This window comes from Arthrobacter sp. MDT2-16 (genome assembly GCF_054510925.1).
Window position 1 is genome coordinate 73,698 of the sequence record NZ_JBTNDP010000009.1, and the last position, 24,158, is coordinate 97,855.

Sequence of the window (24,158 nt, forward strand, 5' to 3'; positions counted from 1 at the left end):
GATCAGGTGCTGAGCATCGCTTGCGCGACGACACAGAAAAATCCAGCCACCACGGACTGCAGCCGGATCTCCAGCCAGTTTAGCGTCTGGGCTGTTGTTCTGTCGAAAGCAACCCGCGCGCGCGCTCGACGTCGAGCCTCATCTGCGCGATCAGCGCCTCGGGTCCGGTGTACGCCACCTGCCCGCGTAGCCGCTCCACGAATTCGACGACGACGGCCTGACCGTACAGGTCGAAGTCCTGCACCCGTTCGGGCGGCCGGTTGATGACGTGCGCCTCGACCTGCCGGTCGACGCCGTCGAAGGTCGGGTTGGAACCCACCGAGATCGCGGCCGGCCAGCGGGTCCCGGCCTGGTCGGTCAGCCAGCCGGCGTAGATGCCGTCGGCGGGGATGTAGCCCTCGGAGGATGCGGCGAGGTTCGCCGTCGGGTAGCCGAGCTCCCGTCCGCGCGCCGCACCGTGCACCACGTCGCCGCGCATGCGGTGGTGGCGGCCCAGGACGCGGGCGGCGGTACCGACGTCGCCGGCCTCGAGGGCCTCCCTCACCCAGGTGGACGAGCACCGGCGGTCGCCGTCGGCGTCGGTCGCGTCCATGGGGAAGCTGGTGCCGAAGTCGTCGATCGCGATCACCTCGAAGCCGAGCGTCCGGCCGAGTTCCCGCATGGTGTCGAGGTCGCCGCTGTTGCCGCGGCCGAACCGGACGTCGTGGCCGATGACGACCGCCCGGGCCTTCAGCGCACGGACGAACACGCGCTCCACGAATTCCTCGGGCGAGTTCGCGGCCAGCTCGAGGGTGTAGTGCATCATCAGCAGCGCATCGATGCCGGACTCCGCGAGGGTCTCGACGCGGTCGTCGAGGCCCATGATCAGCTCGGGGGCGGACTCCGGGCGGTGCACCCGGGCCGGATGGGGTTCGAAGGAGACGACGACGGCGGCCGCGGAGCGCTGCCGGGCCGCCTCGACGACCTGCTGCAGGACGCGCTGGTGGCCCCGGTGCACGCCGTCGAAGTTGCCCAGCGTCAGGACGGAGGGCCCGAACTCCGGGGGCACGCTGTCCAGGTCTCTCCAGTAGTACACGCATCTCCTTCATGATCCGGCCGATCCCCCTGGCACCGGGGGTCCTCCGGCGGGTCGATCGCCCATCTCATTATGGCCGACCGGTACGCCCCGTACGGCATCGGGCGGCCACGCACGGGGTACCGCGGGCGTGTACGGCACCGTCGGCCTAGCCGCGCTGTGAGAACTCCCTGCGGAGGTCGCTCGTCTTCGCGATGTACTTGTGCCAGACGAGCAGGGCCGGGGGGAACGCCAGTTCGACGACCATGAGGATGATCAGGACGTAGTTGGGCGTGCCCGAGAAGGCCCAGGACAGGACCCTCCCGATGCCGCCGGCGAACACCATGAGGCACACCAGCCAGAGCATGTTGGCCCACTGGAACTTGATGGCGATGGTGATGAAGGCGGCGCCGACGCCCACCATCATCGCCGAGAAGAACCGGAACTGGCTCTCCAGCGTGGGGTTCACCGGGTCGGCCTCGGTGTCGGGCAGGCCCGCCGTGCCGAGGATCAGGTAGTAGGCGCCGAACCCGGCGATGACCACGCCCACAAGGACGACCACGGTGCGGAAGACGTTCCAGTCGTCGCCTGATCCGCCCTTGCCCGCCTTCTTGCCCTGGGCGGGGGTGGTCCCGGCCTTGGCCGGCGTGGTGCCGCCCTTGCCGGCGGGTGCGGCATCGCCGGAGGCCGTGGTCCCGGTGCGCGGGGAGGACGTCGTCGACGGCGCGACGGGCCTGCCCGGTTCGAGGGGCACCCCGGAGGCTCCTGCGACGTCGCGGCCGCGTCCGCCGGGCGTGGTGGGGTTCTCGTGCTCGGGGCTGTTGCTGGTCATGTCACTCCCTGGAGGCGGGCCGGATGATGCTCTCCGGCCATACTCTCACGCTGCCGCACGACGTCGGCGGCGGATTTCGCCCGCCGGCCCCCGGGTCAGTCGCGGGGGCGGCCCGGCCGGTTCCTGCGCAGCCAGAGCAGCCCCAGGATCGGCAGGATGAGCGGGACGAAACCGTAGCCGCGGCCGAAGGCCGACCACACCGTCTCGCTGGGGAAGGCCTGCGCGTCGAACACGCTGAGCAGTCCCACCGCGACCACCCCCACGAGTTCGATGGTCACCGCCACGACGGACACGCGGTAGGCACGCGCCCCGGCTCGGGCGAGGGACACCGTCGCGACGATGTAGACCACCGCCGCGACGGCCGAGAGGATGTAGGCCAGCGGCGCCTCGCCGAACTTCGTCGCGATCTGGAAGGATGCCCGGGCCGTCGCCGCGAGGGCGAACACGCCGTAGACGGCGATCAGGAGCCGCCCGGGTCCGGTGGCGCGGCTGGTCCCGGCCGCCCCGGAGGGGGCGCCCTGCTGAGCCCGGGATCCCGGGGGTGTCGCCTCGTGTCGGTTCCTCACAGCCCCGCCACCCCGTCCCAGATCTGCTCCATGCGGAAGAGCATGACGAACACGGTCAGCCCTGCCGCCGCCAGGACGAGGTTGCTCCAGCGCGTCCTCTCGAGGATGGACCACCAGAACGCGCCCACGGGCACGAGGAGCGCCGTGAGGAGGTAGCCCCAGAACTCCCACGCCTCCCCCAGGACCGGCTCACCGGTCACCTGGCGGACGACGGCGCCCACGGTATAGGCGAGCAGGAACAGCTCGACGGCGGCGACGGAGAGGATGGTGATGTCGTTCGGGGGCTGCCGCAGCACCGCCGCTCCGATGCACACGACGGCCGAGAGGGCGCAGACCAGGGTCCCGACGAGGAAGAAGGGATCCACGGCTAGTCCTTCCCGCCCGGGGCGAAGACCAGCACGGTCCGGGCCGCCCCGCCACGGTTCTCCAGCAGTGCCACGAGCGTGCCGTCGGGCGCGAACGCCGCGACCGGGACGTCGGGCTCCGTGTTCGGTGCGATCCTCCGGCCGTGGGAGACGTCGGCGGCCTCCTCCGCGGTGAGTTCCCTGACCGGAAACAGGGCGCGGCCGGCGTCGTCGAGCGCGAGGATCTGCAGGTCCCCCGCGAGCTCGTCGAGGGTGCGGGCCTGGGCGATCGAGTAGGGACCCACCTGCGTGCGGCGCAGGGCCGTGAGGTGCCCTCCCACGCCCAGCGCCTCCCCGAGGTCCCGTGCGAGCGCGCGGATGTAGGTGCCGGAGCTGCACTCGACGGTGACGTCGACGTCCTGCAGGCGGCCGTTGCTCACCCGCCGCACGGCATGGACGTCGAAGCGGTGGACGGTCACGGGGCGTGCGGGGAGGTCCACGTCCTCGCCCGCGCGGACCCGCGCGTAGGACCTCTCGCCCTTCACCTTGATGGCGCTGACACTGCTCGGCACCTGCTGGATGTCCCCGGTCAGCGCTCCGACGGCGGTGCGGATGTCCACCTCCGTCACGGCGGCGGCGATGCTGCCGCCGGTGACCTCGCCCTCGGCGTCGTCGGTGATGGTCGACTGGCCGAGGCGGATGGTGGCGGTGTACGTCTTGGAGGTACCCACGATGAAGGTCAGCAGGCGCGTGGCACGGTTGACACCGATCACGAGGACCCCGGTGGCCATGGGGTCGAGGGTGCCGGCGTGGCCGACCTTGCGTGTCCCCGCGAGCCGGCGCATACGGCCGACCACGTCATGGCTGGTCCAGCCCTGAGGCTTGTCCACGATGATCAGCCCTGAGTGGACCTGCCCGGAATTCACGCCTCCCAGTATATGGGCCGCCGACGTGGCACTCCGCGCCTCCCGATCGGCGCGTGGCGCCGCCCGGCCCGCGATAGCATCCTGCCTATGCCCTCCGCTCCCGCCCACGTGCTCAACGTCCCGGTCAACCAGATCCGCGAGATCACGCAGGCGGCCTGGGCCACGCCCGACTCCATCGTCCTCAGCATCGGCGAGCCCGGGTTCCCCGTCGCGCGGCACGTCCTCGAGGCGGGCATGGCAGCGCTGGACCGGGACGACACGAACTACACGCCCAACGCGGGCCTGGCGCCGGTGAGGGCGGCCTTCGCCGAGCGGTTCGCACGCCTGGCGGGTGTGGACGACGACCCCTCGCGCGTGTTCGTCGTCGCGGGTGCGCAGCAGGGCCTCCACCTGGCGCTCAGCACGCTCATCGGTGCCGGTGACGAGGTGCTCATCCCCGACCCGGGCTATCCCACGTTCACGATGACCGTCGGGCTGCTCGGCGGCGTCCCGGTGCCCTACCCGCTCGTGCCGCACCACGGCTTCCAGCCGCGGATCGAGGACCTGCAGCGGCTCGTGACCGGACGGACGAGGGTGCTCATGGTCAATTCGCCGTCGAACCCCCTCGGCTCGGTGTTCGACGCCGACCTCACGAGGGAACTCGTGCGGTTCGCCCATGCGAACGACCTGTGGGTCATCTCGGACGAGTGCTACGAGGCCTTCACCTACGACGTCCCGCACGTCAGCCCGGCACGATTCGACGCCGGCGGACCCGAGGCAGTGCCGGAGGCGCGCGAGGCGCGCGTCGTCACCTCGCTCACCCTGTCGAAGACGTACGGCCTGACCGGACTGCGCATCGGCGCCCTCGTCACGCCGCCCGGTATGGAGCAGTTGCTCAGCAACGTCATGGAGGCTACGGTCTCCTGCGTCGCGGCGGCATCGCAGTATGCCGCCCTGGCCGCACTGACCGGCCCGCAGGACTACGTGTCGACGGCGCTCGAGCACTACAGGTCCAACCGTGATGCAGCGACCTCCGTCCTGGACGGACGCGGTATCACCTACCTCGACGCCCGCGGGGCGTTCTACCTGTGGGCCGACCTGTCCCACGCGACGGGCGGCGACGTCCGCGCCTGGACGCGGCGCTTCCTGGCCGAGCAGGGTGTGGCGCTCGCGCCGGGTACCGCCTTCGGGGCGATGGGCGAGGGCTGGGTGAGGATCGCCCTGTGCGGCAGGACCGACGAGCTCGTCGAGGGCCTCTCCCGGCTCCCCGCCCCGCAGGCCTGACCGCGCAGCGCCACGGGCGAGCGGTCGGCCACAGGAGCCGATCGCTCCGCGGACCTCGCCCGGGCCGGTCCGGCACTGCCGGCCCGGACATGGGAAAGGCAGCCGACCGTCGGGTCGGCTGCCTTCCGTTCCGCAGTGCTCTTCGGGACCGTCGCTCTAGCGTCCCGCCTCGCCGTCGTCCTCGGACGTGCGGTACGGATCCGCGTCGCCCGCGAAGTCGGCGCCCTGGGCGATCGCCGCCACCTCGGCGTCGCGCTCGCGTGCCTTCTGCAGCAGCTCCTCGAGGTGACTGGCGTTGACCGGCACCTCGTCGGGGACGAACTCGAGGGTGGGCGTCAGCCGGGCGGTGATGTTCTTGCCGACCTCCGAGCGCAGGACGCCGCGAGCGGACTCGAGCGCCACCCGGGTGGCCTGCTGCTCGTCCGTGTCGCCCAGCACGGTGTAGTACAGGGTCGCGTGCTGGAGATCGTTGGTCACGCGGGCGTCCGTGATGGTCACGGCCTCGAGCCGGGGATCCTTCACGCGGCGCCGGAGCGCCTCGGCGACGATGACTTTGATGCGCTGGGCGAGCCGCGCGGCGCGGGCCGGATCTGCCATGGCTGGTACTCCTCTGGAAGCGGGTGGGGGACCCCGGATGCGGGTCCCGGTGGTACGGAAGCCACAGGCGCCCCGGTTGCCCGGAGCGCCTGTGGAGGGCTGCTACCTGCTAGACGCGGGGCTTCTCCCGCATCTCGAAGGTCTCGATGATGTCGCCTTCCTTGACGTCATTGAACGAGCCGAGGCCGATACCGCACTCGAAGTCGGTGCGGACCTCGGTGGCGTCGTCCTTGAAGCGCTTGAGCGAGTCCACGGAGAGGTTGTCCCCGATGATCTTGCCGTCGCGCAGGACTCGCGCCCTGGTGTTGCGTCGGATGATGCCCGAGCGGACGATCGAACCGGCGATGTTGCCGAACTTCGAGGAACGGAACACTTCGCGGACCTCTGCGGTCCCGAGCTGCGCCTCCTCGTACTCCGGCTTGAGCATGCCCTTGAGGGCGAGCTCGATGTCGTCGATCGCGGCGTAGATCACCGAGTAGAAGCGCATGTCCACGCCCTCACGCTCGGCGAGGTCCGCCACGCGCTCGGCCGGCTTGACGTTGAAGCCGATGATGATCGCGTTGTCGACCGTGGCCAGGTTGACGTCGTTCTGCGTGATGGCACCGACGCCGCGGTGGATGACGCGCAGCTGCACGCCCTCCCCGACGTCGATCTTGAGCAGCGAGTCCTCCAGGGCCTCGACGGCACCCGACACGTCACCCTTGAGGATGAGGTTGAGGGTGTCGACCTTGCCCTCGGCGACGGCCTGGTCGAAGTCCTCGAGGCTGATGCGCTTGCGGCGCTTCGCGAGGGCCGCGTTGCGGTCCGCCGCCTCACGCTTCTCGGCGATCTGGCGACCGGTGCGCTCGTCGTCGGTGACGAAGAACGTGTCACCTGCACGGGGCACGTTGGACAGACCCAGGACCTGGACCGGACGCGACGGACCGGCCGTCGTGACGACGTCGCCGTTCTCGTCGAACATCGCACGCACGCGGCCGTGGGCCGTACCGGCGACGATCGTGTCGCCGACGTGCAGCGTCCCGGACTGCACGAGCACCGTGGCGACGGCGCCGCGACCACGGTCGAGGTTGGCCTCGATCGCGATACCGCGGGCGTCCTTGTTCGGGTTGGCCCGCATGTCCAGGGCGGCGTCGGCGGTCAACAGGACGGCCTCGAGGAGGTCGTCGATGCCCATGCCCTGCAGCGCCGACACGTGGACGAACATGGTGTCGCCGCCGTACTCCTCGGGGACGAGTCCGTACTCGGTGAGCTGGCCCTTGACCTTGTCGGGGTTCGCGCCTTCCTTGTCCATCTTGTTGACGGCCACGACGATCGGCACGTTGGCCGCCTGGGCGTGGTTCAGCGCCTCCACGGTCTGCGGCATGACGCCGTCGTCCGCGGCGACGACGAGCACCGCGATGTCCGTGACCTTCGCACCACGGGCACGCATGGCGGTGAACGCCTCGTGGCCCGGGGTGTCGATGAAGGTGATGGCGCGCGTGCTGTCCTCGTGGACGTGCTGGATCTGGTAGGCACCGATGTGCTGGGTGATGCCACCGTGCTCGCCTTCGACGACCTTGGTGTTGCGGACGGCGTCGAGCAGTCGCGTCTTACCGTGGTCGACGTGGCCCATGACCGTGACGACCGGCGGACGGGCCTCGAGCTGCTCGTCGCCCTCGGCTTCGAGCTCGGCATCGAAGTCGATGTCGAAGCTGCTGAGGAGCTCGCGCTCCTCGTCCTCGGGCGAGACTACCTGGATCTTGTAGCCGAGCTCGGTTCCGAGCACCTCGAAGGTGTCCTCGTCGAGCGACTGCGTGGCCGTGGCCATCTCACCGAGGTGGAACAGCACGGTGACCAGCGCTGCGGGGTTCGCCTCGATCTTGTCGGCGAAGTCCGTGATGGACGAACCGCGGCGCAGGCGGACGATGGTGTTGCCGTCTCCGCGGGGTACGCTCACGCCGCCCAGCGAAGGAGCCGACATCTGCTCCAGTTCCTGCCGCTTCGCACGCTTCGACTTGCGCTGCTTGCCGCGACCGGCTCCACCCTTGCCGAAGGCGCCGGCGGTGCCACCGCGTCCGCGGGTGCCCTTGCCGAAGCCGCCGCCTGCGGGCGCTCCGCTGGGGCTGTTCGGTGCTCCGCCGGGTCCGCGGCGCGGACCGGCTCCTGCGCCGGGTGCTCCGCGGCCGGGGGCAGCGGGGCGTTCGGTGCGGTTGGGCATCATGCCGGGAGTGGGACGCGAGCCGGGGGCTCCGGCCGGACGTGGCGCACCGGGACGCGGCGCACCCGGGCGCGGTCCGCCGGCGCCTGCTGCGGGACGGGGTCCACCCGCGCCTGCTGCGGGACGGGGTCCACCGGCACCCGCGGCCGGGCGGGGTCCACCGGCACCGGCGTCGTCGCGACGACCGGGACGGGGCATGCCCTGCGACGGCGCGAACGGGTTGTTGCCCGGACGCGGCGGACGCTCCGACGTGCGGTCGGCACCGCGGTCGGTCTCGCCGCGGCGGGATCCCATGCCCTGCGACGGCGCGAACGGGTTGTTGCCCGGACGCGGTGCGCCACCGGGACGGGCGCCCGTGGGACGGGTGCCTGCCGAGGGAGCTGCGGGCGGGGTCGCTGGGCGGGGCGCAGGACGCGTCCCCGGCGTCGGACCGCCCTGCGTGCCCTGCGGGGCAGGGGCGGGGGTGTCCTGTGCAGGAGTGTTCTGCGCAGGGACGCTCTGGGCAGGGGCGCTCGGAGCAGGGGTGTTCTGTGCGGCCGGGGCGGGAGCCTCGGCGGGAGCGGCATCGTTCGAGAACGGCGATGCCTGGGGTGCCGGAGCGACGGGGGCCGCAGGTGCTTCCGGTGCGGCCGGGGCGGGAGCCGCGGCCTGCGCGGCGCCCGGCTTGGGGCCCGACGGCGCGGGTGCCGAGGGGCGTGAGGGTGCGGGGGCGGCGGCGGGCTTGGTGCCGCCGGCGCCGGGGAATGCGCCGCGAAGTTTCTTCACGACGGGGGCCTCGATGGTCGAGGAGGCCGAACGGACGAATTCGCCCAGTTCCTGCAGTTTCGCTACTGCGTCTTTCGAGGTTATACCGAGCTCTTTGGCGAGCTCATGTACGCGGACCTTGGCCACATTTCTCCTGTCTCGGTCCGCACCGAGCCAGGCACGAACCGTCTATTTCCTACTGCTGATCCGGGTCGCCGAGGCGTCCGGACGCTGAATTGCAGAGCGCAACTGATAGGTCATCGTTGCGCACTCATCGCTGGGTACTCATCGGGTTTCCATGAGGGTTCTGACCCGCTTTCAGGGAGGACGGTGGTGAGTCGGAGCGTTCATCTCGACGCTCCAGGTATGCCTGGAAGTCCACTGCCAACCTCACAGTGTCCACCGGCCCGCGGAAGGCCCGGTGAAAGGCTTTCCGCTTGACCGCCGTCTCCAGGCATGCCGGGTCGGGGTGCAGCCAGGCGCCCCGTCCGGATAGCCGGCGCCGCTCGTCGATGACGGCCACATCCTGCCCGTCGATCGGTTGTGCGACAACCCGCATCACGTGTGACTGGCGGTCCCGCCGGCGGCATCCAACGCAGGTGCGTATCGGATGATGGTCCCCCGGGTGCCGCCCGGACTCTTCTCGATCAACCTCTCGTCGATCGATGACGTCCTCCGGGCGCGACTCCACAGCAGTCACCTCCAGTCTACCCCTTCCGGCCCCGCTGCCCGACCGGCCGTTCAGGCCTTGGCCGCCCTGGCGGGCTGGGCCGGCTGGGCCGCGTCGGAGACGATGTCGATCCGCCACCCGGTGAGCTTCGCGGCGAGCCGTGCGTTCTGGCCTTCCTTGCCGATCGCGAGGGACAGCTGGTAGTCCGGCACGACGACGCGCGCGGACCTCGTGGCCTCGTCGGTGATCGTCACGGACGTCACGCGGGACGGCGAGAGCGAACTGGCGATGAAGGAGGCGGCGTCGTCGTTGTAGTCCACGATGTCGATCTTCTCGTCGTTCAGTTCGTTCATGACGGCGCGGACGCGGGTCCCCATCTCGCCGATGCACGCTCCCTTGGCGTTGACGCCCGGGACGTTCGCCTTCACCGCGATCTTCGTGCGGTGGCCCGCCTCACGGGCGAGGGCCACGATCTCCACCGTCCTGTCGGCGATCTCGGGCACCTCGAGTTCGAAGAGCTTCCGGACGAGTCCGGGGTGCGAGCGGGACAGGGTGATGGAGGGGCCCTTCATCCCGCGGTGGACGTCGACCACGAACGCGCGCAGCCGCGTGCCGTGCAGGTACTTCTCGCCGGGGACCTGCTCGGGCGGCGGCAGCACGGCCTCGACCGAGCCCAGGTTCACCTGGATCATGTGCGGGTTGGTGCCCTGCTGGATCATGCCGGCGACGAGTTCGCCCTCCTTGCCGCGGAACTCGCCGAGGATGTTCTCGTCCTCGGCGTCACGCAGGCGCTGGAGGATGATCTGGCGCGCGGTACTCGCCGCGATGCGCCCGAAGCCGCCGGGGGTGTCGTCGAACTCGCCGACGGGCTCGCCGTCGTCGTCCTTCTCGGTGGCCCAGATGGTGACGTGGCCGTTGCGGCGGTCGAGTTCGGCGCGCGCCGTCTCGTGCGCTCCGGGCGTGCGGTGGTAGGCGATCAGCAGTGCCTGCTCGATCGTGGGGATCAGCTTGTCCAGCGGGATCTCGCGTTCACGCTCGAGCAGCCTCAACGCGCTCATGTCGATGTCCATGTGGTTCTCCTTACGCGCGGTGCACGGCGCCGGAGTCGTCCGGTTCGGCACCATCGCTGGTCTCGTGGTGTTCGTCCTCAAGATGCGCGAATTCGACCTGGACGGTCCCCTTGCGGATCTTGGAAAACTCGAGGGCGAGCGGATCGCCCTGCTTGGGCTTCTGGCCCTTCTTGACCGGCAGCTGGGGGATCAGCCGGATGCCGGTGGCGGTGACGTCCTGGAGGCGTCCGACGACGACGTCGCCGGTCACCGGCTTGATCTCCACCATGCGTCCCACATTGCGGCGCCAGTGCCGCGGCTCCGTGAGGGGGCGTGATACGCCGGGTGAGGAGATCTCGAGGTTGTACGGGCGGTCGTCGTCCTCGGGATCGCTGTCCATGGCCGCGGAGAGGTCGGAGGAGATGGCGGAGATCACATCGAGACCCACGCTCCCCGTGGATTCCTCGGGCAGGTCGACGACGACGTGGACTGTCCGGTGGGAGCCGGCGACCTTGACCTCGACGTCCTCGAGGTACAGGTTGTGCTCGTCCACCACGGGCTGCAGCCTGGTCCGCAGGCGCTGTGCTTCCACCTGCAGTTCGGCCTCGAGGGCGGACTTGCGGGTCGAGGCATGTTTTTCGTTCCCGGACCGGACCGTCATTGCTGCCTCCTCCTCGATGATGTTGTCCACCAAGAGTACCGACATTCCACGGCCCCGGGTGTATGGCCGGGGAAACGCGGACCGTCGTGGGATGATCGGAAACTGTGATCGGACAGGCGGGTGCAGGCGGACAGCAGGAGCGCGGAGGGCGTGCGACCTCCATTGCGGGCCGCATCGCCCGGCGGTCGGCCGGCCTCGTCGCCCTCTTCGGCGCGGTCCTCCTCGTGGTCGGCTTCGGGATGGGCGTGCCCTCCGTGCAGCCGCCGGCACCGGTGTATACCGCGGGCCAGCAGGCACAGCTCGACGCCGAGGGACGGTATCGCACACTGGCCGCGGAGGCCCGGGCGGCCGCGACGACGGATCCGGCCCTCGGCGGGATGCTGACCGCTCTCGCCGACGATCTCACTGCACAGTCGGACGCCGTGGCACTGCCGCGCTCCCCCGCCTCCCCTGATGCACCGGCGTCCGCCCCGGCCTCGGCGCCGGCGTCCGTGCCTGTCGACGGTGCACGGGTGATGGCGCTGCTGCGGGACAGCGCGCTACGCAGCCTGCGTGACGCCGGCGGGGCGGAACCCGGCCCGGCGCGCGTGCTCGCGTCTGCCGGGGCCAACCAGTGGCGGCACGCGGTGGTGCTCGGCGTTGCCCTCGGCGAGGATCCGGGACTGCCGCCCGTCGAGGCGAGCCCCGGCGCGGATCTGACGGCCGGGTCCGCATCGGGGAGCCCCGACGGTGACGTACCGGCCGACTGCGACGGCACGCCCCTGGGGCCGGAGGCCGATCGCCAGGCCCTGCTCAGCGCGAGGACGGCCGAGGAGCAGGCCCGCTTCGGCTACGAGGTCGCTGCGGCGTTGCTGCCCGAGGCCGCTCCGCTCCTGGCCCGTTCCGCCACCCACGGGGCGGCCGCGGATGCCGCTGCACGCCGCCTCGCGGGACTCTGCACGGAGGTGGCCCCGGCACCGGCAGGCTTCGCGATCGACCGGGCCTTCCGCGCCGATCCGGCTGCCGCCCTGCGGGAACTGGAGGAGGATCACGTCGGGCTGTACGCGGGGCTGGTCGCCACCGTCGGACCCGACACGCGGGCGTGGGCTGTCGCCTCCTACAACGCCGCGGTCCAGCGCAGCATCGAGGCCGGCACCCCGCTGGTGACCTTCCCGGGTCTGGGGGCCGGCCCGGCAGCATCAGGGCAGGGTGGACCGACGGAGCCTGCCGATGGCTGACAGGCGGGACGAGGAACTCCACAGGATCGCGGGACTGCCCGACCTGCCGCTCCGCCTCGTGCACAGTGCCCGGACCATCGTCGGCGGGGCACGGTGGCTGCGGGACTGGCAGGGCCTGCTGTCCGAGAGGCTCGAGGCCTGGGACCTCGGCCTGGACCTGGTGCCGGGCCGGCCCGCGTGGGCCGGCCGGTGCGCCGTCGTCGTCCCCGTGGTGCAGCACGCCGGCACCGACCCCGTGCAGGGCGTGCTGAAGCTGACCATCCCGCACGACGAAGCCCTCCCCGAACCCGACGCCCTCGAACTGTGGGACGGGATGGGCGCAGTGCGGCTCGTCAGGGCGTCGCGTCCCGACTTCGCACTGCTGCTCGCGCGCCTCGACGGGGACCGTTCGCTCCGTGATGTCCCGCTGGACGAGACCCCCGGACCGTGGGCCGACGTCGTACGGAAGCTGTCGATCCCGCCCGGTGACAGCGCCCTCTGGGCGGCCATCCCACACCTGGCAGCAGCGGCCGAGCAGTGGACGGACACGCTGCCGGCGCGCTGGGACGAGCTCGGCGAGCCCTTCCCCCGGTGGCTCATGGAGGCTGCGCTGGAAGTGTGCCAGTTCCGCGGCGCCGTCGGCCGGCGGTCCGAGCGTGACGTGCTCGTGCATTCCGATCTGCACTACGAGAACCTGCTGCCCACCACGCAGGGGCAGCTGCGGGACTTCACGGCGATCGATCCGAAGCCGGTGCTCGGTGACGCGGAGTACGCCGTCCCCCCGATGCTGTGGAACCGGCTCCACGAACTGGACGCCGCCGACCCTGCGGCGCACCTCCGCGCGCACTGCAGCGCCCTGGCGGGAGCCGCCGGCCTCGACGCGGAGCTGGCGAGCGGCTGGACGGTGGTGCGCGAGGTTCGCAACGCACTGTCCTACCTCGGCCACGGCCAGGCGGGTGACGCGCAGCGCTCGCTCTGGGTGGCGAGCTCCGTGCTGGGACGGACCCTGGACGGGCTGCCGCCGGTCAGTGCGCTCCCGGCGCTCTAGGCGGAGCAGCGGTCAGGACGTCCCGTCCACCCAGGGCCTGACGTTCTCGACCCACACGTCGTAGCCCAGCTTGAGGATCAGGGCCCCGACGACGGCGAGGAACACGATGCGGATGAACCGGCTCCCCTGGCTGATGGCCATGCGGGACCCCGTGTAACCGCCGGCCATGTTGGCGACGCCGAGCAGGAGACCGAGGCCCCAGAGGATGGACCCGTTCGGCAGGAAGAACATCAGGGCACCGAAGTTGGTGGCCATGTTCACGATCTTCGCCTTCGCGCTGGCGCCCAGGAAGTTGTACCCGAGCAGCGTCACCATCGCGATGATGAGGAAGGATCCGGTGCCGGGTCCGATCAGCCCGTCGTAGAAGCCGATCACGAGGCCGATCGCGCCGGCCGTCCCGTAGTGCCGGGCGCCCTGGTGCCGCAGCTGCGTCAGCGTCCCCACGGACGGCTTGAGCGCCGTGAACACCGCGACGGCGATGAGCGCCACCACGATGATCGGCTTGAAGACCGACGACGGCAGCGACGCGGCGAGGATCGCGCCGCCGAAGCTCCCTCCGAGGGCGATTCCGGCCATCGGCAGGGCCGTGCGCAGATCCGGGTGCGCCCGCCGGTAGTAGGTGACGGCGCTCGTCGTCGTGCCGAAGATGGACCCCAGCTTGTTCGTGGCGAGGGCCTCCACCGGCGTGATACCGGGGACGAGGAGGAGCGCCGGCAGCTGCAGGAGCCCTCCCCCGCCGACGACGGCGTCCACCCAGCCCGCGGCGAACCCGGCGACGAGGACCAGGAGGATCGTGGCGAGGTGCAGTTCCTCGAGTCCCGAGACCACCGCCGGCTAGGAGGCCGTGAGCTCGCGCAGCAGCGCGACGGCGTCGTCCACCGCGACGTCCTGCGCCTCGCCCGTCCGGCGGTCCTTCACCTCGAGGACGCCGTCCGCGAGCCCGCGTCCGACGACGACGATGGTCGGGACGCCGATCAGTTCGGCGTCCCCGAACTTGACGCCCGGCGAGACCTTCGGGCGGTCGTCGTAGAGCACGGTCAGGCCGGCCGATTCCAGCTCGGCGGCGAGCTTCTCCGCGGCCTCGAACACCTCGGCTCCCTTGCCGGTCGCGACGATGTGCACGTCGGCAGGTGCGACGTTGCGGGGCCAGATGATGCCGCGGTCGTCGTGGTTGGATTCGGCGAGTGCGGCGATGGCGCGGGTCACGCCCACACCGTAGGAGCCCATGGTGACCGTGGCGAGCTTGCCGTTCCGGTCGAGGACCTTGAGCCCGAGGGCCTCGGCGTACTTGCGGCCGAGCTGGAAGATGTGTCCCATCTCGATGCCGCGGGCGGCGGCGAGCGGTCCGGAGCCGTCCGGCGCTTCGTCGCCCTCGCGCACCTCGACGGCCTCGATGACGCCGTCCCACGTGAAGTCGCGGCCGGCGACGAGGCCGAAGACGTGCCTGCCGTGCTCGTTGGCGCCGGTGATCCAGGAGGTTCCGCGGACCACGCGCGGGTCGACGAGGTAGCGCAGGCCGGTGGACCCCTCGACGCCGAGGACGGCGGCCTCCGGGGCGAGCCCAGGGCCAATGTAGCCCTTGACGAGGCCCGGGTGCTTCTTCAGGTCCTCCTCGCCGGCGGCCTCCACGGCCACTTCCCCGCCCGTCTCCAGGTGCACGGCGATGTTCGCCTCGATGCGCTTGAGGTCCACGGTGCGGTCGCCGGGCACGCCGACGACGACGATCTCGCGCTCCCCCGTAGGCAGCACGGCGGCGAGCACGACGTTCTTCAGGGTGTCGGCGGCGGTCCAGGTCCGGTCGCCGACGGCATTGGCGTGGTCCACGAGGGTGTCGATCGTCGGGGTGTCGGGGGTGTCCCGGACCTCCGCGGCCGGCGCGTCCGTGAAGTCGACGTCGTCGGGCACCACGGTGGTGACGGCCTCCACGTTCGCGGTGTACCCGCCGGCGGAGCGGACGAAGGTGTCCTCGCCGATGGGCGTCGGGTGCAGGAACTCCTCGCTCTTGGAGCCGCCCATGGCTCCGGCGGTCGCCGTCACGGGGATCACCTCGAGGCCGAGCCGCTCGAAGATGCGCAGGTAGGCGCCGCGGTGGAGCTGGTAGCTCGCTTCGAGGCCCTCGTCGTCGATGTCGAAGGAGTAGGAGTCCTTCATGATGAACTCGCGGCCGCGGAGCAGTCCGGCGCGGGGCCGGGCCTCGTCGCGGTACTTGGTCTGGATCTGGAACAGGCTCACGGGCAGGTCCTTGTACGACGTGTACAGGTCCTTCACGAGCAGCGTGAACATCTCCTCGTGCGTGGGCGCGAGGAGGTAGTCGGCGTCCTTGCGGTCCTTGAGGCGGAAGATGCCGTCGCCGTACTCGGTCCAGCGGTTCGTCGCCTCGTAGGGCTCCTTGGGCAGCAGCGCCGGGAAGTGCACCTCCTGGGCGCCGATGGCCTCCATCTCCTCGCGGATGATGGCCTCGACCCGCGCCAGGACCTTCAGTCCCAGCGGCAGCCAGCTGTAGATCCCGGGCGCGGCCCGCCGGATGTAGCCCGCACGCAGCAGGAGGCGGTGGCTCGCCACCTCGGCGTCGGCTGGATCTTCACGCAGGGTGCGCAGGAAAAGGGTCGAGAGTCGTAAGACCACGCGGGTGTCCGTTCGTATCTATCGTGCATCGAGATCGTGCACTGCCGTTCACGCTCCCGCCGTCCGGCGGGAGACAACAGGTACCAATCTAGCCGGTCCCGACCCGGCGCCGCCGTCGCGGGCCGGGTGTCCGTCCTCAGAAGAGGATGGTCGCGAAGGTGTCCACCTGCTCGAACCCCACGCGCTTGTACGCGGCGATCGCGCGGGCGTTGTAGGAGTTCACGTAGAGGCTCACGGTGGGGGCGACGGCGCGGGCGGCGACGACGACGGCGGCCATGTACGCGGCGCTCAGCCCCCTGCCGCGGTGGTCCGGGTTCATCCACACGCCCTGCACCTGGACGGCCTGGGAGGACACCGTGCCGAGCTCGGCCTTGAAGACCACCTCGCCGCCGTCGTCGAAGGCCACGAGGGAGTGCTTCCGGCTGATGAGGGAGGCCACGCGGCGCCGGTAGTGCTCCGACCCGCCGATGAACGGCGAGTACCCCACCTCCTCCTCGAACATCGCCGCGCACGCGGGCAGCAGGCGGTCGAGCTCCTCCGGACGGGTGAACCTCAGATCGGTCGCGGGCCGGATGAGGGGGTCCCGGTCGATGGCCATGAGCGGCTGCGTGGGGCGGACGTCGAACGGCTCGGCACTGTAGTCCTCGAGCGTGGACCACAGGTCCATGACGCCCTCGGAGAGCCCGAAGATGGAGGAGAAGGTGCGCCCCGAGCGTCCGAGATGGTCTCCGAAGATGGCCCCCGTCTCGTCGGTCACGCCGACCGGCACCAGGTTCACACCCGCCCAGCACGCGGCACGCAGTTCGTTGTGGCGGAACATGCCCACGATCTCTCCGCCCGAGAAGGACGGCGCCGCGCTGCCGAGGGTCTCGAGATGGGAGGCGACGAACACGTTCGCCACCGGATCCGCATTGACGATGGTCCAGAGGTCGCGGGTGTCCTCCTCGCCGAGGACACGGAAGGACCAGGGCCCCTCGGGGTCGGGCTCGGGCCTAGCTGACGGTAACCATGGGGCCACCTTGGCCAGCAGTCTCGCCATCCGTCTCACCCATCTCCTCTGCCAGCCGCATCGCTTCCTCGATGAGGGTCTCGACGATCTGGTCCTCGGGCACGGTCTTGATGACCTCGCCCTTCACGAAGATCTGGCCCTTGCCGTTGCCGGAGGCCACGCCGAGGTCGGCCTCGCGGGCCTCTCCCGGCCCGTTGACGACGCAGCCCATGACGGCCACGCGGAGGGGGACCTCCATGCCCTCGAGGCCTGCGGTGACCTCCTCGGCGAGCGTGTACACGTCCACCTGGGCCCTGCCGCAGGAGGGGCAGGAGACGATCTCGAGCTTGCGCGGGCGCAGGTTGAGCGACTGCAGGATCTGGTTCCCCACCTTGATCTCCTCGACCGGCGGCGCGGAGAGGGAGACGCGGATGGTGTCCCCGATGCCCTTGGACAGCAGCGCCCCGAAGGCGGTGGCGGACTTGATGGTGCCCTGGAAGGCGGGCCCGGCCTCGGTGACGCCGAGGTGCAGGGGCCAGTCGCCGCGCTCGGCCAGGAGCTCGTAGGCGCGGACCATGACCACGGGGTCGTTGTGCTTGACGGAGATCTTGAAATCGTGGAAGTCGTGCTCCTCGAACAGGGACGCCTCCCATACCGCGGACTCGACGAGCGCCTCCGGGGTGGCCTTGCCGTACTTCTGCATGAGGCGCGGATCGAGGGACCCGGCATTGACGCCGATGCGGATCGAGGTGCCGGCGGCCTTCGCGGCGTCGGCGATCTGCTTGACCTGGTCGTCGAACTTGCGGATGTTGCCGGGGTTCACGCGGACCGCGGCGCATCCGGCGTCGATCGCGGCGAACACGTACTTGGGCTGGAAGTGGATGTCCGCGATCACCGGGATCTGAGACTTCTTCGCGATGATCGGCAGGGCCGCGGCATCATCGGCCGACGGGCAGGCCACACGCACGATGTCGCAGCCGGTGGCCGTGAGTTCGGCGATCTGCTGGAGCGTCGCGTTGATGTCCGTGGTCGGCGTCGTGGTCATCGACTGGATGCTGATCGGGGAGTCCGAACCGACCCCCACCGAGCCGACCTTGATCTGGCGGGTCTTACGCCGAGGGGCGAGGACGGGCGGCGGCGCTGCTGGCATTCCTAGGTTGACCGAGGTCAAAACATCCTCCATGCTCGCGGCCTTGACCGCACGTCTGACGGGATTCTCTTCTTCATTATCCACCGTCCCCGCCGTGCGGGGCTGCGGTGGCGATGCACGTCACACGCGGTCGCGGAAGGCCCCGATGATGGGGTTCCATTCGGTGGTCTTGACCGCCGAGATGGCTCCGGCGCGGGCGAAGGGATCCTCGCTGACGAGCTGGTTGAGGTCGCCCTCGGTCTCGGAGGCGAAGAGGAGCAGGGCACCGCTGCCGTCGGCGAAGGGGCCGGATGCGAGGACACGTCCCTGCCCGACGAGCTCCTCGAGCCACTGCCGGTGCGCGGGCCGGTGCTCCGTGCGGAGGGCGTCGTGGTCGGGGCTGTACACGTACTCAACGGCGAAGATACTCATGGGCTTCACCCTACGTGAGTTACAGCAGGTACACCTTGACGAGGGTCGCCACGCCGGCGGCCCAGAGCATGGAGGTCAGGGTGCCGATGATGAAGCGTTCCGACGCAGCCGGGGTCTCCTTGAGTTCGGCGTAGCGGCCGAGTGCCTTGACCGCCACCACGTAGGCGAGGGCGACGGGCTGGCCGCCGAGGATGGCGACCGTCACCGCAAGGCGCTCGAGCACACCGATGACCAGTCCGCCGCGGAGCACGCCGGGGGGCAGGGCGTCGACGGGAGCCTGGGGCGGCTGGGAAGGTGGTTCCGGGAGGTCGAGCTGGGGCTGGTCCGCAGGTTCGGGCAGCTCCTCCCGGCGTCGCTCGGCGGTGTCGACGGAGCGTGCCAGACGCAGGACGAGCATGGTCACGGGCAGGCCCAGGCCGCCCGCCACGACCAGCGCCGTCAGGATCCACAGTGCGTCCACCGAACCTCCTCCATGTCCCGTCGGTCCCTGCTCCATGTCTATCGCACGGCACCCCCAACGGGCCTCCACGTTGCCGTCGTCGTCGCCTGCGCCGTCGGCCTACGCGTCGTCCGCGCCCGCGTCGGCCCAGGCCAGGAGTCGGGCTGCCGCAGGACGGACGGCGTGCTCCTCGTGCCATGCTGCCCGGGCCGCGGCCTTGCTCACTGCCTGCGGGCTGATCCCGAGGGTGCGGGCGACGGCGGTCTGCGTGCCCCGCTCGCCGGGCTGGAGGAGGTCGAGGATGCGCCACTCGGCCTCCGATCGCGCCAGGACGTGACGGCCGAGCAGTGCGAGGACACCCTCCGCCTCCGCCGCTGTGTCCGCCCGACCGACCGGTCCTTCCACGGCCACGGGCGCCCGCTCCCCCGTCTTCTTGGCCCGTTCGACGGCGAGCCGAGCCGCCACGAACGCTGTTCCGCGTCCCTCCCGCGGCGAGGGCGGGAAGGGCCGCTCCACGTCACCGAGGCCGATCCCGACGTACCACCCGCCGGCCCGCAGGCAGCGCAGGACGGCGTCGACGACGTCGTGCGCGTTCCCGATGACGCCCTGTGCTTCGTCGCCGACCGACCGCTCCCACGGCAGGACAGTGGGGACGGACGCGAGGAGCTCCAGCAGGTCCGGGATGCGGTCGGCCGAGGTGCGGCTTCCGGCCTGGTCGATCGTGAGGACGAACATTCATCAACCGTATGGGGTTGAAATCCGGTTTACAACCGATCAGCCGAAGAGGTTCACCGGCTTCACGATGTCGGCATAGATCAGCAGGACGCCCATGCCCATGAGCAGGATCGCCACGGCGTAGGTGAGGGGCAGGAGCCTGGCCATGTCGAACGGACCGGGGTCGGGCCGGTGGAACAGGCGGGCGACGCCGCGGCGGAGCCCTTCCCACAGCGCTCCGGCCACGTGGCCGCCGTCGAGCGGGAGGAGCGGGATGAGGTTGAACACGAACAGCGCCAGGTTGACGCCCGCCACCAGCCCGATGAGGGTCGCGGCACGGGAGGCCACGGGGACCTCCTCCATCGCGGAGATCTCACCCGCGATCCGGCCGACGCCCACCACGCTGATCGGCCCTTCGGGATCGCGGGGCGCATCGGAGAAGGCGGCCTTGCCGACGTCCACCACGCGCTGCGGGAGGTTGAGCACCACCCCGGCCACGCGCGCCAGCGAGTCGCCGACGGCCGGGAGCACCTCGGTGGCCGGTTGCGGGACGAGCTCCTGCGTGGACCCGACGCCGATGAAGCCCACCTCCTGCGTCACCGTGGTGCCGTCGTCGTCGACCTCGGCCGTACCGTCCGCCGTGGCGACGGGGCGCTCGGTCAGCAGGGGCGTGATGGTCGAGTCGATCGTCTCACCGTCGCGCACGTAGGAGATGCCGACCTCACGACCGGCGGCATCGCGGATCCAGCCGGAGAGCTCGTCCCAGCTGGTGACGTCCCGTCCGTCGAAGGCGACCACGCGGTCGCCCGGCAGGAGGCCCGCCTCGTAGGCCGGGGCGGCGGGGTCATCGGCGCCGCACTCCGTCTGGTCCGTGGCGGCCTGCCGGCTGGCCGGCACGACGCACTCGGAGACGGAGGAGATGGTGGTGGTGGCCTGCGCGGTCCCGAAACCCATGATGAGGACGGCGAACAGCACCGTCCCGATCAGGAGGTTCATCAGCGGACCTCCCAGCATGATGACGATCCGCTTCCAGATGGGCAGCTTGTAGAAGACGCGGTCCTCGTCGCCCGGTTGGAGCTGCTCGGCCGCGGCCTGCCGTGCGTCGTTGGTCAGCTGCTGGAAGACGCCGGTGCTGGACTGGCGCACGGCGCCGTCCTCGGTCGTCGCGGGCGGGAACATGCCCACCATGGCGACGTACCCGCCCGCGGGGATCGCCTTGAGCCCGTACTCGGTCTCACCGTGGCGTCGCGACCAGACCGTGGGACCGAAGCCGACCATGTACTGCGTGACGCGGACCCGGAAGAGCTTCGCGGGCACCAGGTGTCCCACCTCGTGCAGCGCGATCGACGCAGCGATCCCGAGAACGACGAAGAGTACCCCGACGAGGAACAACAGAACTGTCACAGCTTTTCCTTCTGGCCTTCCGATGCCGCTGCCGTCTCCGGCAGCGGGTCTCCGAGCCCACAACGGGCCCGGGCACTCGTCCGTGCCCAGCGTTCAGCCTCGAGGACGGCGTCGAGAGTGACGTCCGTCCTCTCACCGACCGCGGCGTCCCGCGCGCGCTGGTCGTCGACGACGGCGGACACCGTGTCCACGATGTCAAGGAAACCTATGGCTCCCCTGTGAAAGGCGTCCACGGCTTCCTCGTTCGCGGCGTTGAACACCGCCATGCGCGTTCCGCCCTCGGCCGCTGCGCGCTTGGCGAGGGCGACCGCCGGGAACGCCTGCTCGTCCAGCGGCTCGAAGTTCCACTCCGAGGGCCGGCTCCAGTCGCAGGCGCGCGCGGAGCCGGGGACCCGGAACGGCCAGCCGATGCCGAGCGCGATCGGGAGGCGCATGTCCGGCGGGGAGGCCTGCGCCAGCGTCGAGCCGTCGATGAACTGGACCATCGAGTGGATCATGGACTGCGGGTGCACCACGACGTCGATCCGCTCCAGCGGGATGTCGAAGAGCAGGTGCGCCTCGATGACCTCGAGGGCCTTGTTGACCATGGACGCGGAGTTCGTGCTGATCACCCGGCCCATGTCCCACGTCGGATGGGCCACGGCCTGCGCCGGGGTGACATTGCCCAGCTGCGAGCGCGTGAGGCCGCGGAACGGGCCGCCCGAGGCGGTCAGGATGAGACGGTCCACCTCGTCCGCCGTCCCTCCGCGCAGTGCCTGGGCGATCGCGGAGTGCTCCGAGTCGACGGGCACCAGCTGTCCGGGCGCGGCGGCGGCCCGCACGAGGGCTCCCCCGACGATCAGCGACTCCTTGTTGGCGAGCGCGAGCAGGTGCCCGGCAGCCAGGGTGGCGAGGGTCGGCTCGAGGCCGATCGATCCGGTGATCCCGTTGAGGACGACGTCGGCATCCGGCCAGGCGGCGATCTTTGCTGCCGCGCTCGTGCCGGCGAAAAGCTCCGGGGCATATCCCGAGACTCCGGCGGCGTCGGCGGCCTCGCCGATGGCGTGCTCGAGCTCGGCCTCGGTCCCTGAAGCGACTCCGACGGCGGGAGCACGGACGGCGACGGCCTGGCGGGCGAGCAGCTCCACGTTCCGCCCTCCGGCGCTGAGACCGGCGACGCTGAAACGATCGGGAGCGGCGGCGATCACGTCGAGTGCCTGCGTGCCGATGGAGCCGGTGGACCCGAGGATGGAGACGCGCCGGTGGTCCCGCGTGAGGTTGCTGAAATCCATGGCCCCAGTATCGCGCAGACTACGGGTGGACACCCCCTCGGAGCCGGGGTCGAAGCCGTCCGGCCTCGACGGCGTCTGGCCGCCTGCACCACGCGAGGGCGTGCAGCTCGGCTCGGCGGGGAGCGTGCGCCCTGCGCTGCACTGTGCGGGGGCGTGGGGCTGCGTGAACGGCTGTTCTCCGCCCTCTGACGAGCGCCGATAGTGTCGGCGCCGGGTGATTGGATGAGCTATGACCACCGGATCGGCGCTGCTGACCCTCGAGGACGCCTACGACGAGGCGACCTCGGGATGGCCCGCGGATGCGTTCGACGAGATCCTCGGTTCGATGGACGAGTGGGGAGCCGACGGCGCTGACGTCGACGAGCACGCGCGGGCACGGGTCGAGATCGCCTCGCCGTCAGGTCTGGTGGCCCGGTTGCAGGACGCCACGTACGGCCCATCCGGTGCAGCCGGTCTCGCGGTCACACTCGACCTGCTGCGTGCGGCCGACCGGCTGGCGTCCTGGGCAGCCGCCCAGCGGACCCGATGGGTCGCTCAGGTTCACACGTTCAGCGATCGGGGGCACCACACCTGGTCCGGACGGTCCTCGTCCCTCGCGTTCACCGAGACGGTCGTGGAGACCGCAGCACTGCTGAAGCTGTCCGAAGGGGCCGCTTCGCGGCTCGCCTCGGAGTCACTGACCTTGACCGGTGAACTGAGGAACACCCTGGCTGCCCTCGAGAAGGGTGACATCTGTCCTGCACGCGCATCGGTCGTCGTGGAGCAGTCCCGCACCCTCCCGGACGAAGCCGTGCAGTCGTTCGAAACCGAGGTCCTGGACTTCGCGGGAGACCTGAACCGGCCCAGGTTGCTTGCCCGGTGCCGGCGGCTGCGGGAGAGACTGCACCCCGAGACGCTGACCGCCCGCCGGGTGAACGCCGCAGCCGACCGCTGCGTCGTGTTCGAGCCGGATCAGGATGGAATGGCGTGGTACCGCCCGAGCGAGGACCTCCGGATGTGGGTCCACCTGAGGGACGAAACGTGCAGTTTCCTCGGCTGCATGCGTCCGGCGAGCCGTTGCGACCTGGACCACCTGGTCGCCTGGGCCGATGACGGATCGACCAGCCATGAGAACCTCCACCCCGTCTGCAAACGACACCATGTGCTCAAGCACCAGACGGACTGGACGCCCATGCGCGAGCCCGACGGCGGACTGACCTGGCTGTCCCCGGGCGGCCGTACGTACACGACGCCGCCCGAACCGCCGCCCGCCGGGCCGGGAACCTCTGCCATCGCCCTTCTGCGCGACTTCGAGACCGCGATGGATGCTGAACGGGTGGCCGACGTGGAATCCCTGCCTCCCTTCTGACAGTCGGGCGGACGGCGACGCCACGGCAGGTCCGGCGAGAGCGGCGCCGTCCGATCACCTCGGCGAGAACAGACGGGTTCGATGCGGCAGAACCGAACAGCTAACGCCGCGGTTCGTACCGAAGCGCCACCGCTCCGGAACCGAACTCCTGCCGGTCGACCAGGCGGAGGTCGACGCGCTCGGAGAGTCCCCTGAAGGGGGTAGGGCCATGGCCTGCGATCCGTGGGTGCACCACGAACTCGTACTCGTCGATCAGGCCCAGTTCCGCCAGGGCGAGAGGAAGCGTCACCCCGCCCGTGAACAGTCCCCTGCCCGGCTCCCGCTTGAGCTCCAGCACCGCCTCTGCCAGGTCACCGCGCAACAGTTCGGCGTTCCAGTCGACATGCTCCAGGGTGCTCGACACGACGTACTTCTTCGCCGCGTCGATCGTCCGTGCGAAGGGCTCCGTCCACGCGGGCTCCGCGCCTCCCGGGACCGGCGCGCGGAACGCTGCCTCCATCATCTCGTACGTGACCCGGCCGAACAGAAGGGCGTCGGCCCGCTCGAGGTTCTCCACAGCGTGACGATGCAACTCCTCGTCCGACGCGCCCTCACGGTGGTCGCAGCACCCGTCCAGGGTGATGTTGATGGAGTATCGCAGCGGCTGCATCGCCCCAGCGTA

General features: G+C 70.6%; 24 protein-coding genes. 4 read left to right on the plus strand and 20 right to left on the minus strand.

Translation table 11 applies throughout. The features are described from left to right. Positions 1 to 79 precede the first annotated feature (79 nt). The 5 genes from ACX80N_RS15210 to truB form a co-directional block, all read right to left on the minus strand. Complete coding sequence (locus tag ACX80N_RS15210) at positions 80 to 1,075, minus strand: bifunctional riboflavin kinase/FAD synthetase (protein WP_459340064.1); 996 nt, start codon at positions 1,073 to 1,075, stop codon at positions 80 to 82. A 148-nt stretch (positions 1,076 to 1,223) separates the two neighbouring features. Further along, positions 1,224 to 1,886 (minus strand): DUF4345 domain-containing protein, encoded by a 663-nt coding sequence (locus ACX80N_RS15215; protein WP_459340065.1) that lies wholly within the window; start codon positions 1,884 to 1,886, stop codon positions 1,224 to 1,226. Between the two features lie 95 nt (positions 1,887 to 1,981). Beyond that, the gene (locus ACX80N_RS15220; RefSeq protein ID WP_105031675.1) at positions 1,982 to 2,350 is read right to left on the minus strand and encodes a hypothetical protein; all 369 of its coding nucleotides are present in this window, start codon (positions 2,348 to 2,350) and stop codon (positions 1,982 to 1,984) included. A gap of 98 nt (positions 2,351 to 2,448) precedes the next feature. Further along, the gene (locus ACX80N_RS15225; RefSeq protein ID WP_105031558.1) at positions 2,449 to 2,817 is read right to left on the minus strand and encodes a hypothetical protein; all 369 of its coding nucleotides are present in this window, start codon (positions 2,815 to 2,817) and stop codon (positions 2,449 to 2,451) included. Between the two features lie 2 nt (positions 2,818 to 2,819). Further along, positions 2,820 to 3,722 carry a tRNA pseudouridine(55) synthase TruB gene (gene truB, locus ACX80N_RS15230; protein ID WP_459340066.1) on the minus strand — a complete coding sequence of 301 codons (903 nt, stop codon included), beginning with the start codon at positions 3,720 to 3,722 and terminating at the stop codon, positions 2,820 to 2,822. Between the two features lie 87 nt (positions 3,723 to 3,809). Between truB and ACX80N_RS15235 the strand changes: the two genes are divergently transcribed. Continuing rightward, entirely contained in the window at positions 3,810 to 4,985 is a 1,176-nt protein-coding gene (locus ACX80N_RS15235) for a pyridoxal phosphate-dependent aminotransferase (protein ID WP_459340067.1), read from the plus strand. Between the two features lie 156 nt (positions 4,986 to 5,141). Here the strand turns inward: ACX80N_RS15235 and rbfA are convergent, their stop codons facing one another. The 5 genes from rbfA to ACX80N_RS15260 all read right to left on the minus strand — a co-directional run bounded on the left by rbfA (position 5,142) and on the right by ACX80N_RS15260 (position 10,903). Continuing rightward, positions 5,142 to 5,582 carry a 30S ribosome-binding factor RbfA gene (rbfA, locus tag ACX80N_RS15240; protein ID WP_105031556.1) on the minus strand — a complete coding sequence of 147 codons (441 nt, stop codon included), beginning with the start codon at positions 5,580 to 5,582 and terminating at the stop codon, positions 5,142 to 5,144. Between the two features lie 109 nt (positions 5,583 to 5,691). After that, positions 5,692 to 8,670 carry a translation initiation factor IF-2 gene (gene infB, locus ACX80N_RS15245; RefSeq protein WP_105031555.1) on the minus strand — a complete coding sequence of 993 codons (2,979 nt, stop codon included), beginning with the start codon at positions 8,668 to 8,670 and terminating at the stop codon, positions 5,692 to 5,694. Between the two features lie 124 nt (positions 8,671 to 8,794). Further along, positions 8,795 to 9,331 (minus strand): YlxR family protein, encoded by a 537-nt coding sequence (locus ACX80N_RS15250; RefSeq protein WP_459340068.1) that lies wholly within the window; start codon positions 9,329 to 9,331, stop codon positions 8,795 to 8,797. Then, entirely contained in the window at positions 9,265 to 10,263 is a 999-nt protein-coding gene (nusA, locus tag ACX80N_RS15255; RefSeq protein ID WP_105031553.1) for a transcription termination factor NusA, read from the minus strand. Before nusA ends, ACX80N_RS15250 begins: the two co-directional genes overlap by 67 nt. A gap of 10 nt (positions 10,264 to 10,273) precedes the next feature. Continuing rightward, a complete protein-coding gene (locus ACX80N_RS15260) occupies positions 10,274 to 10,903 on the minus strand; it encodes a ribosome maturation factor RimP (RefSeq protein ID WP_459340098.1) in 630 nt (209 codons plus the stop codon). Between the two features lie 104 nt (positions 10,904 to 11,007). Between ACX80N_RS15260 and ACX80N_RS15265 the strand changes: the two genes are divergently transcribed. Continuing rightward, positions 11,008 to 12,120: a DUF4439 domain-containing protein gene (locus ACX80N_RS15265; RefSeq protein ID WP_459340069.1), complete on the plus strand. Its 1,113-nt coding sequence runs from the start codon at positions 11,008 to 11,010 to the stop codon at positions 12,118 to 12,120. Beyond that, positions 12,113 to 13,147: an aminoglycoside phosphotransferase family protein gene (locus ACX80N_RS15270; RefSeq protein WP_459340070.1), complete on the plus strand. Its 1,035-nt coding sequence runs from the start codon at positions 12,113 to 12,115 to the stop codon at positions 13,145 to 13,147. Before ACX80N_RS15265 ends, ACX80N_RS15270 begins: the two co-directional genes overlap by 8 nt. 12 nt (positions 13,148 to 13,159) lie before the next feature. On the opposite strand, the gene ACX80N_RS15275 is transcribed toward ACX80N_RS15270, so the two are convergent. The 9 genes from ACX80N_RS15275 to dxr all read right to left on the minus strand — a co-directional run bounded on the left by ACX80N_RS15275 (position 13,160) and on the right by dxr (position 22,149). After that, the gene (locus ACX80N_RS15275) at positions 13,160 to 13,975 is read right to left on the minus strand and encodes a sulfite exporter TauE/SafE family protein (RefSeq protein ID WP_459340071.1); all 816 of its coding nucleotides are present in this window, start codon (positions 13,973 to 13,975) and stop codon (positions 13,160 to 13,162) included. A gap of 6 nt (positions 13,976 to 13,981) precedes the next feature. Next, on the minus strand, positions 13,982 to 15,772 hold the full coding sequence (locus ACX80N_RS15280; RefSeq protein ID WP_459340072.1) for a proline--tRNA ligase: 1,791 nt from the start codon (positions 15,770 to 15,772) through the stop codon (positions 13,982 to 13,984). A 136-nt stretch (positions 15,773 to 15,908) separates the two neighbouring features. After that, entirely contained in the window at positions 15,909 to 16,811 is a 903-nt protein-coding gene (locus ACX80N_RS15285) for a GNAT family N-acetyltransferase (RefSeq protein ID WP_459340073.1), read from the minus strand. Next, complete coding sequence (gene ispG, locus ACX80N_RS15290; protein ID WP_105031548.1) at positions 16,765 to 17,931, minus strand: flavodoxin-dependent (E)-4-hydroxy-3-methylbut-2-enyl-diphosphate synthase; 1,167 nt, start codon at positions 17,929 to 17,931, stop codon at positions 16,765 to 16,767. The genes ACX80N_RS15285 and ispG overlap by 47 nt, the downstream gene beginning before the upstream one ends. 99 nt (positions 17,932 to 18,030) lie before the next feature. Further along, positions 18,031 to 18,321, minus strand: a complete 291-nt coding sequence (locus tag ACX80N_RS15295; protein WP_105031547.1) for a YciI family protein — start codon at positions 18,319 to 18,321, stop codon at positions 18,031 to 18,033. Between the two features lie 19 nt (positions 18,322 to 18,340). Beyond that, on the minus strand, positions 18,341 to 18,781 hold the full coding sequence (locus tag ACX80N_RS15300) for a hypothetical protein (protein WP_459340074.1): 441 nt from the start codon (positions 18,779 to 18,781) through the stop codon (positions 18,341 to 18,343). 99 nt (positions 18,782 to 18,880) lie between these two features. Further along, positions 18,881 to 19,495 (minus strand): MarR family transcriptional regulator, encoded by a 615-nt coding sequence (locus tag ACX80N_RS15305; protein WP_459340075.1) that lies wholly within the window; start codon positions 19,493 to 19,495, stop codon positions 18,881 to 18,883. Between the two features lie 39 nt (positions 19,496 to 19,534). Continuing rightward, a complete protein-coding gene (locus ACX80N_RS15310) occupies positions 19,535 to 20,878 on the minus strand; it encodes a M50 family metallopeptidase (RefSeq protein WP_459340076.1) in 1,344 nt (447 codons plus the stop codon). Then, positions 20,875 to 22,149, minus strand: coding sequence for a 1-deoxy-D-xylulose-5-phosphate reductoisomerase (gene dxr, locus ACX80N_RS15315; RefSeq protein ID WP_459340077.1), 1,275 nt, complete (start codon positions 22,147 to 22,149; stop codon positions 20,875 to 20,877). Before dxr ends, ACX80N_RS15310 begins: the two co-directional genes overlap by 4 nt. A 229-nt stretch (positions 22,150 to 22,378) precedes the next feature. On the opposite strand from dxr, the gene ACX80N_RS15320 reads away from it, so the two are divergent. Further along, positions 22,379 to 23,497, plus strand: a complete 1,119-nt coding sequence (locus ACX80N_RS15320; RefSeq protein ID WP_459340078.1) for an HNH endonuclease signature motif containing protein — start codon at positions 22,379 to 22,381, stop codon at positions 23,495 to 23,497. A gap of 100 nt (positions 23,498 to 23,597) precedes the next feature. On the opposite strand, the gene ACX80N_RS15325 is transcribed toward ACX80N_RS15320, so the two are convergent. Next, positions 23,598 to 24,146, minus strand: a complete 549-nt coding sequence (locus ACX80N_RS15325; RefSeq protein WP_459340079.1) for a dihydrofolate reductase family protein — start codon at positions 24,144 to 24,146, stop codon at positions 23,598 to 23,600. Positions 24,147 to 24,158 lie beyond the last annotated feature (12 nt).